Origin of the sequence: Pseudomonas sp. IC_126 (genome assembly GCF_004331835.1) — a bacterium.
GTDB lineage: Bacteria > Pseudomonadota > Gammaproteobacteria > Pseudomonadales > Pseudomonadaceae > Stutzerimonas.
Map to the genome: position 1 here is coordinate 429,501 of NZ_SJSS01000001.1, position 15,333 is coordinate 444,833.

Below are 15,333 nucleotides of genomic sequence, written 5' to 3' on the forward strand. Positions count from 1 at the left end.
GGCAATGGGTGACGATACTGCACGAAGCGCGGACGGTGTATCTCGTGTTGCCGCGCGGCTCACGGATTGGCTGGCGCGACAAAGGTGCTGTAGGTACTGACGGCGCTGTGCGGATCGACCAGGTCGCGTACCTCGAACTGCAGTCTGCGGCTCAGCGCCCGGCCATGGCTGGCGTCGGTAAGCGCCACGCTGACCGGCAGGTCGGCGATCTCGCCGGGCGCCAGGCTGATTTCGCGTCGGCCGTGCAGCTCGAATGGTCCCTCACCGAGCAATATCGCGTACTGCCGGTGCTGCTGGGTCTTGTTGATGACCTTGAGGCTGTACATGTTTTCGACCTGGCCCTGCGTATTTTCGCGATACAGGGTGCGGTCCTTGGTGACATCCAGCGAAAGCATCGGCCGAACATCCAGCGCCCAGACGAAGGCGCCAATCATCATCAGCAGTGCGGCGGCATAGCCGATCAGGCGCGGGCGAAGCAGGCGCGTTCTGCCGCCCTGTAGCGCGCGTTCAGACGTGAAGCGAACCAGGCCGCGCGCATAGCCCATCCTGTCCATCACGTTGTCGCATGCATCGACGCAGGCGCCGCAACTGATGCAGTCCAGCTGCAGGCCGTCGCGGATGTCGATGCCGGTGGGGCAGACCTGCACGCACAGGGTGCAGTCGATACAGTCACCGAGGCCCTGCGCGCGCGGATCGCTGTCCTTGCGTCGCGCGCCGCGGCTTTCGCCACGGGCCGCATCGTAGGAAACCAGCAGCGTGTCGGCATCGAACATCACCGCCTGGAAGCGCGAATAGGGACACATGTGCAGGCAGACCTTTTCACGCAGCCACCCCGCATTGAGGTAGGTCGCAGCGGTGAAAAAGAACAGCCAGAAGCCGGCGGACAACCCGAGCTCCAGGGTGAACAGATCACGGACCAATTCGCGTACCGGAGTGAAGTAGCCGACGAAGGCGAGCGCCGTCGCGAGACTAACCGCCAGCCAGATCGCGTGTTTGGCGGTGCGGCGTAGCAACTTCGAGGCGGACCAGGGCGCGGCGTCGAGTTTGATCCGCTGCCCGCGGTCGCCCTCGGTGACCTTTTCCGCCCACATGAAAACCCAGGTCCAGGTGCTCTGCGGGCACGCGGAGCCGCACCATACGCGGCCAGCCAGTACCGTGATGAAGAACAGGCCAAAGGCCGCGATGATCAGCAATGCCGACAGCAGGATGAAGTCCTGCGGCCAGAAGGTGGCCCCAAAGATATGGAATTGCTGTTTACCGAGATCCCAGAGCACTGCTTGGCGGCCATCCCAGTTCAACCATTGGGTGCCGAAGTAGAGCAGCAGCAACAGACCGCCACCCAGCAGGCGCAGATTGCGGAACAGGCCGGAGAAGCTGCGGGTATGGATCGGCCCGCCAGTCTGTGCGGGCGTCAGGCGTATCGGTTTGCTTGGATCAACAGTGGCGATGATCGTGGCGGGAATTCGTTCGGTCATTTCATGCGCCCCATCAGGTATTCAGGCAGGGCGAATGATCGAGTGGAGCAGAAGTGCATAACAGACTCAGACATCGAGCTTAAATACGGATCAGATAGCGGACGAATGAAGGTTTGCGATGACCGAAACAGCGTGGAAGGCTGGCCGTGCCTGGACTTCTGCTCAATTTCGGCAACCTAACGAGACGACTAACTATCTAGGCCCTGCGACGCCGGGTCACAGGTGAATCAGGACGAAATCCATTGGCTAACTGATCCGGTTTTTTTCCGTCTATCTGCACCTGTTTTGCCACCACCGCAGCGGGCGATAGTCCCGGGCTTGCATCGGTTGTGCGCGCATGCTGCTATCGATCCTTGGCTTAACCCCCTGCGTTCCGTTCTGCTGTCGACTCAAGGAATTCCAATGATCCTCAAAGGCCTGACCTGGCTAGTAGTGCTGCAATTGCTTGGCAGCGTCATCAATCTTCTGCTGCTTCCGGCATTGCCTGGGCCAATCATCGGCATGGTGCTGCTGTTCGGCCTGCTGTTGCTGCGCCGCGGCATCCCCGAACCACTCGAGAAAACCGCCGCGCTGCTGCTGCAATACCTGCCGCTGCTGCTTATCGTGCCGGCGGCCGGGATCATGACCAGTAGCGATGCCTTGCTGGCCGATCTGCCTGCCATCGCGGCCGGGCTGGTGCTTTCGTTGATGGTCACCGTTCCGTTTTGCGGCTGGCTGATGCAGTACCTCATTCGGCGGACGGAGCGCCGCAAGGAGAATCAGCTATGAATCGTCTTGAATGGCGTGATGTCTGGGCGATGACACTGGACCACCCGCTGTTTTCCGTGGCGCTGACGCTGATCGCGTTCCAGCTCGCACTGGCACTCTACCGACGCAGCGGCTGGCTGGTGCTGCAGCCGGTGATGATAGGCATGCTGCTGGTGGTCGGAACGCTCTACCTATGCGGGATCGATTATGCGAGCTACCGCGAGGGCGCCTCGATGATCGCCGTGCTGGTTGGCCCCGCAACGGTGGCCTTGGCGGTACCGCTGTATCGTCATATCAAGCGCATCCAGCAGCTGTTCTGGCCGATCCTCATCACCCTGGTGAGCGGCGGCGTGCTGGGCGTCGTCCTGACGTTGGTGATCGCCAGCGCTTTGGGGGCGGATCTGTCGGTGCTGATGAGCCTGTCGCCCAAGGCTGCAACCATGCCAATCGCCATGCTGGTGGCTGAGCAGATTGGCGGCCTCGCTTCGCTGGCGGCGGTATTCGTGATGCTCACCGGCGTCATCGGTACGGCGCTGGGGCCGTGGCTGCTGGGTTGGGCCGGTGTCGATCATCCCGCTGCCCGGGGCCTGAGTTACGGCATCAACGCCCACGCCATCGGTACAGCTCGCGCGTTGGAGGAAAGCGATGAGTGCGGCGCCTTCGCTGCGCTGGGCATGAGCCTGCTGGGCATTCTCATCGCGCTATTTCTGCCGCTGCTGATGGGTTGAATGATGCTGTTGCGCTTGAACGATGTGGGCCTAATCTTAAGGTCCTAACCTTCAGGAGTGGTCCCATGTTCGAGCAGTTCCAGCGTGACGAGTGCGAGGTCAATGGCGTACGGATCGCCTATCGCAAAGGCGGCTCCGGACCGCCCTTGCTGCTGCTCCACGGCTACCCGCAGACGCATGTCATGTGGCACGAAGTGGCCGATCAGCTTGCCGAACACTTCACCGTCGTGGCGGCCGATTTGCGCGGTTACGGTGATAGCAGCAAGCCCGAAGGCGGTCAGGATCACGTGGCCTACAGCAAGCGCGAGATGGCGCTTGATCAGGTGGAGTTGATGCGCACCTTGGGCTTCAAGCGTTTCGATATTCTTGCCCACGACCGCGGCGCGCGGGTCAGCCATCGTCTGGCGATGGATCATCCACAGACGGTTCGCCGGCTGATTCTGTTGGACATCGCACCGACCCTCGCGATGTACAGCCAGACCGATGAAACCTTCGCGCGCGCTTACTGGCACTGGTTCTTTCTGATCCGTCCGGCACCGTTGCCGGAAACGCTCATGGAGACTGCGCCCGAGCTGGTATTGAAGACCGCCGTGGCGACCCGCGCCGACCATCATCCGTTCACCGCTGCCGCCTACGCCGAATACCTGCGCTGCATGAAGCTGCCCGGCACCGTTCACGCATTCTGCGAGGATTATCGGGCCAGTGCCGGTATCGATCTGCAGCACGACCGGGAAGATCGTGCCGCTGACCGGCGTATCGAGGCGCCCCTGCTGGTGCTATGGGGCGCTAAAGGCGTCGTCGAGCGTTGCTTCGATCCGCTCAAAGAGTGGCGTGCCGTCGCAACGAGCGTGCAAGGCAAGGCGCTGCCGGCAGGTCATTACATCGCCGAAGAGGTTCCGCAACTGCTGTTGGACGAGGTTCTCGGATTCCTGTCGTAACATCAGGCGCCTGAAGTATCGGATAGATAGATAGGTTTTACCGAGAATATCCGCTATTCAGACGATCGATTGAATGGAAAATGGCGGCCATAGCGCTCGGCAAGGTGTCGAGCTGATTGACCCAGAGGCTGCCATCGATGATCGAAATCCGCCCGCGCGCCGAGCTTGGCGCCGCACACCATGGCTGGTTGCATGCCCGCCATCATTTTTCATTTGCCGACTATCACGACCCGCTGCGCATGCACTGGGGCCGCTTGCGGGTCTGGAATGACGACACCATCGCGCCGAACTCGGGCTTCCCGACCCATACGCACCGCGACATGGAAATCATCACCTACGTCCGCAAGGGCGCCATCAGCCACGAAGACAGCCTGGGTAATAGCGGTCGTACGGCTGCCGGTGATGTACAGGTCATGAGTGCCGGCACCGGCATCGCCCATAGCGAATACAACCTCGAAAGCGAGCCCACCGAGATTTTCCAGATTTGGATCTACCCGGACCAAACCGGGCTGCCTCCAAGCTGGGGTACGCGCCCGTTCCCTACAGTGGAGCGTGCGGGTGCATTTGTCACGCTGGCTAGCGGCATGGCTGATGACAGCGATGCGTTGCCGATCCGGGCCGACGCGCGTCTGGCCGCAGCTGCACTTTCACCAGGTCAGGTTGCCCAATACCGAATTGGTGATGGTCGCAAGGTCTATCTGGTGCCCGCCAGTGGGCGTATCGAGGTTGCTGGGCTCGTTGCAGCGACAGGGGATGGCGTGGCGGTGCGTGATGAGACGCTGCTCACCATCAAGGCGCTGGAACATAGCGAAGTGGTGCTGGTGGACGTTCGCTGAGCGATTCGGCGACAGCGTAGATAGAAACAGAGTCGAAACATAACCCAGAAAGAGGAAACGAAAATGGCGAAGATTCTCGTGCTGTATCACTCGATGTATGGCCACATCGAAACCATGGCCAACGCGGTCGCCGACGGTGCGCGTCGTGTTCAAGGCGCCGAAGTGACCATCAAGCGTGTGCCGGAAACCATGCCGCAAGATGTCTTCAAGAATGCAGGCGGCAAGACCGATCAGGCTGCAGACATCGCTACTGCCGCCGAGCTGCCCGATTACGACGCGATCATCTTCGGCACGCCGACCCGCTTCGGCAACATGTCCGGGCAGATGCGCAATTTCCTCGACCAGACCGGCGGCCTCTGGGCCAAAGGCGCGCTGCACGGCAAGGTCGCCAGTGTGTTTACGTCGACCGGCACGGGTGGCGGGCAGGAAATGACCATCACTTCCACCTGGACCACCCTGGCCCACCACGGAATGATCATCGTGCCCACCGGCTATGGCATTGGGGAGTTCTTCGATATTTCCGAGACCAACGGCGGCACGCCTTACGGTGCCTCGACCATCGCCGGCGGTGATGGCTCGCGTCAGCCGTCCACCAAGGAACTGACCATTGCGCGTTATCAGGGCGAGCTGGTCGCCAAGACCACGCTCAAGCTCAAGGGTTGATCTACTCGTAGGCAGCTCGTAGCTGCCTTTTCACAGCGGGCCGGATGGCATTGCCTGTCCGGCCCGCTTTCCGCTCCGATACAGATAGCTGCGTGTAGTCGATACGGTGATAATGCGCGCCGATGTGGCGTAGGGTGGGCCGGGCAGCGCTCCACTTCAGTATCGTAGGGTGGGCTTCAGCCCACCAGCAATCTACCCAGAGCCGTCCCACAGGTGCATCGACTGAGGGCGCGGCTTCAGCCGCGAAGCTCTCGCCGCACGTAACATATCTGGCAATCGAGGAGCCCTGATGCCCGCATTCGAAATCAAGCCGCTGAATCCCGAAACCTACCGCCAGCAAACCAGACGCAGCACGCTGGCCGTCGTGGCCACTTTCGTGCTCTTGGCGATGGGGCTGTCCGCCGCCGCAGTGGCGATATTCGGCGAGCCGGGCGGCGACAACCTGCGCCTGAACATCGCCGGTGTGGTGATCGGGCTCGGGTTGACGGTACTGCTGGTTCGCCTGGTCTATTGGCAGCAGCCGTGGATGGCATCGGCGGTCTACGGTTGGCGGCTCAAACGCAGCCTGATGAGCGTGACTAACGTCATGCATCACGTGAAAGCGGGCGTGGCGCTCGAAGATCCTACCGCGATGAAGCTGCTGCGCTTCTACCATCTGGGCCTCACCCAGATGCACCAGCTGGACGCCAACAGCGGCTCTCTTCTCGAAATGAGGGCGGAAATCGAACAGCACCGCAGCGCCATGGAAGCGCTGGGCCTGGATGTCGATCAGCAGCGCCTGGAACCGACCTGGATCGAGACTGTAAAAAAGATCGACGCCGCGAAATGAAGGCGGTAATAATCGCCGCCTCGTCCCGCATGAGCGTCAAAGCGGGCTGAATACCTTTCGATTTCCTTCACCAGAGCCGTCCTGTCTCTGGTTTTTTGGTGCCGTTCATTTCCCTATGTCACTACACCGCGATCCATGGGTCCGCGTGAAGCGCGACACTGTGCCTCCAAGACCCTTATGCGGGAACCCCTCATGAAAAGGCTGTGTCTACTCGGCTTGCTCACCATCTTCATAGCTTGTCCGGTTCTGGCCGAAAGCAGGCTGGACGACAAACCGGCGTTTATCGAGCAGTTGCTGCAGCGGATGACGCTGCAGGAAAAGGTAGGCCAGCTGCGTCTGATCAGCATCGGTGCGGACATGCCCCGGGAGCGGCTTGCCGAGGAGCTGGCTGCAGGCAATGTCGGCGGCACCTTCAATTCGGTCACCCGGCAGGACAACCGTCCCCTGCAGGATGCCGCGCTGCGCAGCCGCTTGCAGATCCCGATCTTCTTCGCCTACGACGTGGTGCACGGGCATCGCACTACTTTCCCCATCGGCCTCGGCCTGGCTTCGACCTGGGACATGCAGGCGGTCGCTACGGCGGGGCGTATTTCGGCCATCGAGGCCAGCGCCGACGGGCTCGACATGACCTTCGCACCCATGGTCGATATCGCCCGTGACCCACGCTGGGGGCGGACCTCGGAAGGCTTCGGTGAAGATCCTTATCTGGTGTCCGAGATCGCCCGCACCATGGTTGGCGCCTACCAGGGCGAGTCTCTGCGTAACCCCGACAGCCTGATGGCCAGCGTCAAGCATTTCGCGCTCTATGGTGCGGTCGAAGGCGGGCGCGATTACAACGTGGTGGACATGAGCCCGCTGCGCATGCACCAGGATTACCTGCCGCCATACCGTGCGGCCGTTGATGCCGGGGCCGGCGCGGTGATGGTGGCGCTGAACACCATCAACGGCGTACCGGCCAGCGCCAACCGCTGGTTGCTGCGCGACCTGCTGCGTGATGACTGGGGCTTTTCCGGCGTGACCATCAGCGACCATGGAGCGATCACCGAACTGCTCCGCCATGGTGTGGCCGCCGATGGGCGCGAGGCGGCGAAGCTGGCAATAGACGCCGGGCTCGACATGAGCATGGCGGACTCGCTCTACGGTGAGCATCTGGCCGAACTGGTGCAGGCGGGTGACGTGCCGATACAGGCCGTCGACCAGGCTGTGCGCGAAGTGCTGGGCGCAAAATACGATCTGGGCCTGTTCCACGACCCGTACCGGCGCATCGGCCAGCCCAGCGAAGATCCGCCCGAGGTCAACGCCGAAAGCCGCCTGCACCGCGAGGCCGCCCGCGAGGTGGCGCGCCAGTCGCTGGTACTGCTGGAAAACCGCAACAATGTCCTCCCACTCGACAAGGCGGCGCGCATCGCCTTGGTCGGGCCGCTGGCCGATTCGCATATCGACATGCTCGGCAGCTGGTCAGCAGCGGGTGTGGCAAAGCAGACGGTTACGCTGCGCCAAGGCCTCCAGGCTGCCCTCGGCGAGCGCGGACGGCTGATTTACGCCCGTGGCGCCAACATCACCGACGACCCGCGGATGGTCGAGTACCTGAACTTCCTCAACTGGGACAATCCCGAGGTCGTGCAGGACCGGCGCTCGGCCGAGGAGATGATCGCCGAGGCGGTCGCTGCAGCCGAGCAGGCGGACGTCATCGTCGCCGTGGTGGGCGAGTCGCGCGGCATGTCCCATGAATCATCCAGCCGCACCAGCCTGCAGCTGCCGAGTAGCCAGCAGGCTTTGCTGCGCGCCCTGAAACAGACCGGCAAGCCGTTGGTGCTGGTGCTGATGAATGGCCGCCCGCTGAATCTTTCCTGGGCGCAGGCCAACGCCGACGCGATGCTGGAAACCTGGTTCAGCGGCACCGAAGGCGGGCACGCCATCGCCGAGGTGCTGTTCGGCGACTACAACCCCTCGGGCAAGCTGCCGATCTCGTTTCCGCGCTCCGTGGGACAGATTCCCACCTATTACAACCATCCGCGTCTGGGCCGGCCCTTCGTCGAAGGCAAGCCGGGCAACTACACCTCGCAATATTTCGATGAGCCGAACGGCCCGCTGTACCCCTTCGGCTACGGACTGAGCTACACACAATTCAGCCTGTCGCCGCCGCGCCTGTCGACCGATGTGCTTTCACGTGGCGCAAGCCTAGACGTCAGCGTGACGCTGAAGAACATCGGCAAGTACGATGGCGCGACGGTCGTGCAGTTGTATATCCATGACCTGGCCGCCTCGGTAGTGCGTCCGGTCAAGGAGCTGAAGGGGTTTCGCAAGGTCTGGCTCAAGGCTGGCGAAGAGCAGCAGGTGCGTTTCAGGGTTGGCGAAGACCAGCTGAAGTTCGTCGATGCGCAACTGCGCCAGGTGGCTGAAGCGGGGATGTTCGAGGTGCAGGTAGGGCTCGATTCGCAGCGCGTACAGACGCAGCAGTTCGAGTTGCGTTGATTGCAATAGAGCCAATGTAACGGCCAAAAATGGCCTGACGAGCGGCGCTGTTTTCGATCAGCGGGGAATCATTCGTGCGGGTAGTAGACCAAGGAACGCAAGCAGGCAAAGGTCTGTGCGCAATTCGTACTGTTCAGGAGGCACCGTGTTTACCATTTTGAATCAAGGATCGAAGGCTCGCACCAGAAGCCGGGTGCTGGGCAATCTGCTGGGCCTTTGCATGGCTTTTGTCGTCGGCAGCAGCTGGGCGTTCAGCCTCGATGATGTCGCTAGCAAGGCCGAGAAGCTGGCAGCGGCGCCCTACGTGCCGGCCAAGAGCAATCTGCCGGCGGTATTCCGTGAGATGGCCTTCGCCGATTATCAGCAGCTGCGCTTTCGTGAAGACAAGGGCTACTGGCGCGATGCCGAAACGCCTTTCGAGCTGTTCTTCTACCATCAGGGCATGCATTTCGACGTACCGGTGAAGATCAACGAGGTCACCGCGACCCGCGTTCGTGAAATCCGCTACGACCCGGAGATGTTCGAGTTCGGCAATGTAGACATCGACCCCGCTGCGCTGCAGAACCTCGGCTTCGCCGGCTTCAAGGTGCTCTATCCGCTGAACAAGAAGGACAAGCAGGACGAGCTGATGACGCTGCTTGGCGCCAGCTATTTCCGCGTGGTCGGCAAGGGGCAGGTCTACGGCCTGTCGGCACGTGGGCTGGCGATCGACACGGCACTGCCGAGCGGCGAGGAATTTCCACGTTTCACCGAGTTCTGGGTCGAGCGCCCACAGGCCGACCGCGGCAGCCTGCTGATCTACGCCTTGCTGGATTCGCCGCGTGCCACCGGTGCCTATCGCATGGAAGTCACGCCGGGCAAGGACAGCATCGTGGATGTGCAGTCCAAGGTCTTCCTGCGTGCGCCGGTGGAAAAGCTCGGCATCGCACCGCTCACCAGCATGTACCTGTTCGGCGCCAATCAGCCCAGCGAGCAGCTCAACTACCGGCCACAGTTGCACGATTCTGAAGGCCTGGCGATCCATGCCGGCAACGGCGAGTGGATCTGGCGTCCGCTAAACAACCCCAAGCGCCTGGCCATCAGCAGCTACAACGTGGAGAACCCGAGAGGCTTCGGCTTGCTGCAGCGTACCCGCGATTTCGGTCGTTACGAAGATCTGGACGATCGCTACGAACTGCGGCCCAGCGGCTGGATCGAGCCGGTTGGCGACTGGGGCAAGGGCCACGTCGAACTGATCGAGATTCCCACGCCGGATGAAACCAACGACAACATCGTTGCCTTCTGGGTGCCGGAAAAGACGCCAGCGCCGGGCGAAGCGATCGAGATCGGATATCGCCTGCACTTCACTATGGACGAACCCGAGTTGCATGATCCCGAGCTCGCCTGGGTCAAGCAGACGCGCCTGTCGGCCGGCGATGTGAAGCAGTCCAACCTGATTCGCCAACCCGATGGCAGCACCGCATTGATCGTCGACTTCGTCGGGCCGAACCTGGCCGAGTTGCCGGCCGACGCGCCGGTCAGCACCCAGGTCAGCGTCGATGACAATGTCGAGCTGGTGGAGAACAACCTGCGCCATAACCCGGTCACCAAGGGCTGGCGGCTGACGCTGCGGCTGCGGGTCAAGGACCCGGCGCGTCCGGTGGAATTGCGCGCGGCGCTGGTGGATGGCGAGACCACGCTGTCCGAAACCTGGAGCTATCAGATACCCGTCCATGACTGAACACGCGCAACAATCGCTCGCCCAGCGTTATCTCGCCGAGCTTCCCCTCGATGCCGAGCAACGCCAGGCGCTGGGCGAGCAGGTGGATCGGCAAGGAGGCGAGCTGGCCGATGTGCATCGGGCATTGGCACAGGGCACGTCCGACGGGAATGAATCGCCGAGCGATCCGCTCGGCTCGGCTGCGGCGCGGCTGAAGCTTGCCTGGGGTGACCTTTTCGAGCGTGGCGGGGTGCTGACCGCGGATCATCAGGGCCGCACCTGCATCCAGTCGACGCCGCCGATCGTGCGCACGCGGATGGTGCCGGAGCCCTGGCATACCAGCGTGCTGCGCCTGAGCTGGTGGCGCCTGCTGTTCAAGAAGAACCGCACGGTGGAGCAGCCCGACGCGCCGCAGCCCATCGACAGGTCGGGCTGGCGCCGGGTTGCCGCTTACCGGCGTGCCGCGCTGCTGATCCTGATGCTGGCGCAGACGGCCATCGCCACCTGGCACATGAAGGCCGTGCTGCCATATCAAGGCTGGGCGCTGGTCGATCTGCAGGTGGTCTATCACCAACCGTTGCAGGAGTCGGCGCGGCAGATCCTGCCTTACGTGGTGCAGACCAGCATCCTGTTGCTGTTCGCTCTGCTGTTCTGCTGGGTGTCGGTGGGCTTCTGGACGGCGTTGATGGGCTTCTTCCAATTGCTCAAAGGACGCGACCGCTACAACATTTCCGCCACCAGCACGGGCAACGAACCGATTCCGGCCGAGGCGCGCACGGCGCTGGTAATGCCCATCGCCAACGAGGACGTGCCACGGGTATTCGCCGGGCTGCGAGCCACCTACGAATCGCTGCTGGCCACGGGTGAGATCGAGCACTTCGACATCTTCGTGCTCAGCGACAGCAACGACCCCGACACCTGCGTGGCCGAGCAGAAGGCCTGGCTGGAGCTGTGCCGCGAGGTCGACGGTTTCGGCCATATCTTCTATCGCCGCCGTCGCCGCCGAGTGAAGCGCAAGAGCGGCAACATCGACGACTTCTGCCGGCGCTGGGGCAGCAGTTACCGCTACATGGTGGTGCTGGACGCCGACAGCGTGATGAGCGGCGGCTGCCTGACGTCGTTAGTGCGGCTGATGGAGGTCAACCCTGGCGCCGGCATCATCCAGACCGGGCCGAAAGCCTCCGGCATGGATACGCTCTACGCGCGCATGCAGCAGTTCGCCACGCGGGTCTATGGGCCGCTGTTCACCGCGGGGCTGAATTTCTGGCAGCTGGGCGAGTCGCACTACTGGGGCCATAACGCGATCATCCGGGTCAAACCCTTTATCGAGCACTGCGCGCTGGCGCCGCTGCCGGGCAAGGGTTCCTTCGCCGGCGACATCCTCTCCCACGATTTCGTCGAGGCGGCCCTGATGCGCCGCGCCGGCTGGGGCGTGTGGATCGCCTACGACCTGCCCGGCAGCTACGAAGAGTTGCCGCCGAACCTGCTCGACGAACTCAAGCGCGACCGCCGCTGGTGCCATGGCAACCTAATGAACTTCCGGCTGTTCCTGGTCAAGGGCATGCACACGGTGCACCGCTTCGTGTTCCTCACCGGGGTAATGTCCTATCTGTCGGCACCGCTGTGGTTCACCTTCCTGGCTCTGTCCACCGGGCTGCTGGCGATCCATACGCTGATGGTGCCGGAGTATTTCCTGCAGCCCAACCAGCTGTATCCGCTGTGGCCGCAGTGGCATCCGCGGGAGGCGATTGCGCTGTTCTCCGCGACGCTGACACTACTGTTCCTGCCCAAGCTGCTCAGCGTGGTGCTGATCTGGATTCAGGGTTCGAAGGAATATGGCGGTGGGCTCCGGTTGCTGCTGTCGATGATTCTGGAAACTCTGTTCTCGATGCTGCTGGCGCCGGTGCGCATGCTGTTCCACACCGTCTTCGTCACGGCGGCATTCCTTGGTTGGTCGGTGCAGTGGAAGTCGCCGCAACGCGCCGACAACGCCACGCCCTGGGGCGAAGCGCTGCGCCGGCATGGTTCGCAGATGCTGCTGGGCGTGCTCTGGACGGTACTGGTAGCCTGGCTCGATCCAGCGTTCCTCTGGTGGCTGGCGCCCATCGTGGTGTCGCTGATCCTCTCTGCGCCGGTCTCGGTACTCACCAGCCGCACGGGCCCCGGCTTGGCGGCGCTCCGGCGCAAGCTGTTCCTGATTCCCGAAGAATTCAACCCGCCCGCCGAACTGGCCGCCACGGACCGCTACAACCAACAGAACCAGGCCGATGCATTGCAGCAGGGGTTCATCGCCGCCACGGTGGACCCTTCATTCAACGCGCTGGTCTGCGCCATGGCGCGTGCGCGACACGCCAAGGTGGTACCAGCGGCCGAAGTGCTACGTGAACAGCGTATGCGTGAAATTCTCGCTGCCGGGCCCGATGGCCCCGCCGAAGCGGCGCGTTGGCGATTGCTCAACGACCCCGAAGGCATGGCGCGCCTGCATGATCGCGTCTGGCAGGACGAGCAATATCAGATCTGGCGCGAGGCGTATCACCGGCAGTAGCCCGCAACGCAGCTCAAAAGCATCGCCCCGAGGTTGTCCCTCCTACAAAGCCAAAAAGCCCACACTGCACCGCTTTTTGTAGGAGGCGCGCCCTCGCGGCGAACGCAGGCGCTAGCCTGTCAGCAAAGCCAAAGCTTCGCGCTAGAACAAAAATCAGCTGCTGGCAAAGCTTCTGAGGCCGATCCCTCCCGTTGGCGAGCAGTTCAGGCGGGATGGGTGCTTGTACGAGCCGCCCGCTTGCCAGCGTTGGCACTCTTGCGCGGCGCCGCCTTGCGCTTCTTCTTCCAGGGCGCGCCTTTGCCGGATGGGTTCGGCGGTCCGCTGATGGTCAGGCGCAGGTCGCGGCAGCGCTCCACCTGCTTGCGCATCCAGGCGGACTGCTTGGCGACGAACTCTTCCAGGCTCATCTCGCCGCTCTGCACCATGTCCAGCGCTTGTTCCCAGATTGCCGTAGTGCCGGGGTCGGCGATGGCGCGCGGCACGGCATCGATCAGGCTGAAGGCCGCCGGGCTGGCCGACAGCGCCTTGCCCTGTTTGCTCAGGTAGCCGCGATCAAGCAGTCCCTGAATGATGCCGGCCCGCGTCGCTTCGGTGCCGATGCCGGTGGTGTCCTTGAGCTTTTGCTTGAGGCGTGGGTCGTCCACCAGCTTGGCGACGTTCTTCATCGCCTTGATCAGGTCGCCCTCGGTGAAGGGCTTGGGCGGCTGGGTCCAGAGATCTTTCAAGGTGACGCTGGCCACTTCGCAGTGCTGGCCTTCGCTCAGCGCTGGCAGAGCCTGGGTGGGTGTCGGCTCACGGCCCTTGGCCGGCGTGAGCGCTTCGGGCAACGCTCGGCGCCAGCCGGGTTCGACGATCACCTTGCCCACTGCCCGCAGCGCCCGGCCGGCGCAGTCGAAGTCCGCCTGGGTGCGGTCGTATTCGTGATTCGGCAGGAATTGCGCCAGGTAGCGGGCGCGAATCAGCGTATAGACCGAGCGTTGTTTGCCTACCAGGCGTGACAGATCGGTAGCGGCGGTGGGGATGATGCCGTGGTGGGCACTGACCTTGGCGTCGTTCCAAGCACGCGAGCGGCGTTGCGGCTGCACATGGCTGAGCAGTTCGGACAGTGATGGATCGCTGCGGCCAAGGGCGGCGATTATTGCCGGCGCCTCGCCATGCTGGCTCATCGGCAGGTAGCCGCAATCGCTGCGCGGGTAGGTGATCAGCTTATGGGTTTCGTAGAGCGCCTGGGCGATATCCAGGGTTTCCTGGGCACCGAGGCCGAGTTTCTTCGAGCAGACTTCCTGCAGGGTGCCGAGGTCGAAGGGCAGTGGTGGCGCTTCACGCATGCGCTCGGTGCGTACCTTCAGCACCTGCGCCTGCTCAGCGCTTTCGATGGCGGTAGCTGCCTGGCGCGCATGTTCCGGGTCGAGGCAACGGCCCTGGTCGTCGCAGCGATCCTCGGCGGCGCGCCATTGCGCGGTGAAGGGCATGCTGTCGGCCTGCAGCTGCACCTCGATGGCCCAGTAAGCCACCGGCACGAAGTCGGCGATGCTGCGGTCGCGATCCACCACCAGGCGCAATGTTGGCGTCTGCACGCGGCCCACCGGCAGCACGCCCTGGTAGCCGGACTGGCGACCTAGCAAGGTGAACAATCGGCTCATATTCATGCCGATCAGCCAGTCGGCGCGCGAGCGGCCCAGTGCCGAATGATAGAGGCTGAAAGTTTCGGCGCCGGGCTTGAGCGCCGCCAAGGCCTTGCGGATCGAGGCATCGTCTAGCGCCGACAGCCAGAGCCGCTGGATAGGGCCGCGAAAACGACAGTGTTCCACCAGCTCGCGGGCGATCATCTCGCCTTCGCGATCGGCGTCGGTGGCGATCACCAGTTCGCTGGCCTCACTCAGCAAACGCTTGACCGCCTTGAACTGGCTGGCGGTTTTCGGCTTGACCTGCATTTTCCAGCGCTCGGGAATGATCGGCAGATCGCCCAGCACCCAGCGCTTGTAGCGGGTGTCATAGGCATCCGGCGGGGCGGTTTCCAGCAGATGGCCGATGCACCAGGTCACGGTCACTCCAGGGCCGAGCCAGCAGCCGTCGCCACGCCGATTGGCGCCGAGGACCTTGGCAATGTCCTTGGCCTGGGAGGGTTTTTCGCAGAGAAAAAGCCGCATCGCCGTCATCTATCCATTTTTCACAATGGCATAGGATGAGCAGCGGAGCGACTTCAGGCAATCTTTATCTGTATGGATGTACAGATCTTGTCTGTGAGGAGCGGCTGGCGGAACACGTTCGGCCCTACGAGCCGTGGAAGCTCACATCAACTGGTAGGGCCGTACTCATTCGGCCAACCGGCTCTTGGCCGGAGGCGCTAGAGCACGTAGCCCGCGTTCGCCGGCGCCAGCGGCGAAAGCGCTGATCG

11 protein-coding genes are annotated in these 15,333 nt (G+C 62.9%); 9 read left to right on the top strand and 2 right to left on the bottom strand.

The window, feature by feature from the left end; genetic code table 11:
* Positions 1-59 precede the first annotated feature (59 nt).
* On the bottom strand, positions 60-1,475 hold the full coding sequence (gene ccoG, locus E0D86_RS01955; RefSeq protein WP_131648295.1) for a cytochrome c oxidase accessory protein CcoG: 1,416 nt from the start codon (positions 1,473-1,475) through the stop codon (positions 60-62).
* Positions 1,476-1,877: 402 nt separating this feature from the next.
* Here ccoG and E0D86_RS01960 point away from each other — a divergent pair, with 402 nt between their 5' ends.
* The 9 genes from E0D86_RS01960 to mdoH all read left to right on the top strand — a co-directional run bounded on the left by E0D86_RS01960 (position 1,878) and on the right by mdoH (position 12,935).
* The gene (locus E0D86_RS01960; protein WP_131648296.1) at positions 1,878-2,243 is read left to right on the top strand and encodes a CidA/LrgA family protein; all 366 of its coding nucleotides are present in this window, start codon (positions 1,878-1,880) and stop codon (positions 2,241-2,243) included.
* Entirely contained in the window at positions 2,240-2,950 is a 711-nt protein-coding gene (locus E0D86_RS01965) for an LrgB family protein (protein ID WP_131648297.1), read from the top strand. Before E0D86_RS01960 ends, E0D86_RS01965 begins: the two co-directional genes overlap by 4 nt.
* 65 nt (positions 2,951-3,015) lie before the next feature.
* Positions 3,016-3,888 carry an alpha/beta fold hydrolase gene (locus E0D86_RS01970; protein ID WP_131648298.1) on the top strand — a complete coding sequence of 291 codons (873 nt, stop codon included), beginning with the start codon at positions 3,016-3,018 and terminating at the stop codon, positions 3,886-3,888.
* Positions 3,889-4,025: 137 nt separating this feature from the next.
* Positions 4,026-4,724: a pirin-like bicupin family protein gene (locus tag E0D86_RS01975; protein ID WP_131648299.1), complete on the top strand. Its 699-nt coding sequence runs from the start codon at positions 4,026-4,028 to the stop codon at positions 4,722-4,724.
* A 63-nt stretch (positions 4,725-4,787) separates the two neighbouring features.
* Positions 4,788-5,387: an NAD(P)H:quinone oxidoreductase gene (wrbA, locus tag E0D86_RS01980; protein WP_131648300.1), complete on the top strand. Its 600-nt coding sequence runs from the start codon at positions 4,788-4,790 to the stop codon at positions 5,385-5,387.
* Positions 5,388-5,676: 289 nt separating this feature from the next.
* The gene (locus tag E0D86_RS01985) at positions 5,677-6,216 is read left to right on the top strand and encodes a DUF3087 domain-containing protein (RefSeq protein WP_131648301.1); all 540 of its coding nucleotides are present in this window, start codon (positions 5,677-5,679) and stop codon (positions 6,214-6,216) included.
* Between the two features lie 192 nt (positions 6,217-6,408).
* Positions 6,409-8,691, top strand: coding sequence for a beta-glucosidase BglX (bglX, locus tag E0D86_RS01990; RefSeq protein WP_131648302.1), 2,283 nt, complete (start codon positions 6,409-6,411; stop codon positions 8,689-8,691).
* Positions 8,692-8,911: 220 nt separating this feature from the next.
* Positions 8,912-10,411, top strand: a complete 1,500-nt coding sequence (locus E0D86_RS01995) for a glucan biosynthesis protein G (protein ID WP_131648954.1) — start codon at positions 8,912-8,914, stop codon at positions 10,409-10,411.
* A complete protein-coding gene (mdoH, locus tag E0D86_RS02000) occupies positions 10,404-12,935 on the top strand; it encodes a glucans biosynthesis glucosyltransferase MdoH (protein ID WP_131648303.1) in 2,532 nt (843 codons plus the stop codon). The genes E0D86_RS01995 and mdoH overlap by 8 nt, the downstream gene beginning before the upstream one ends.
* 203 nt (positions 12,936-13,138) lie before the next feature.
* Here the strand turns inward: mdoH and E0D86_RS02005 are convergent, their stop codons facing one another.
* A complete protein-coding gene (locus E0D86_RS02005) occupies positions 13,139-15,085 on the bottom strand; it encodes a DNA topoisomerase III (protein WP_131648304.1) in 1,947 nt (648 codons plus the stop codon).
* Between the last annotated feature and the right edge of the window lie 248 nt (positions 15,086-15,333).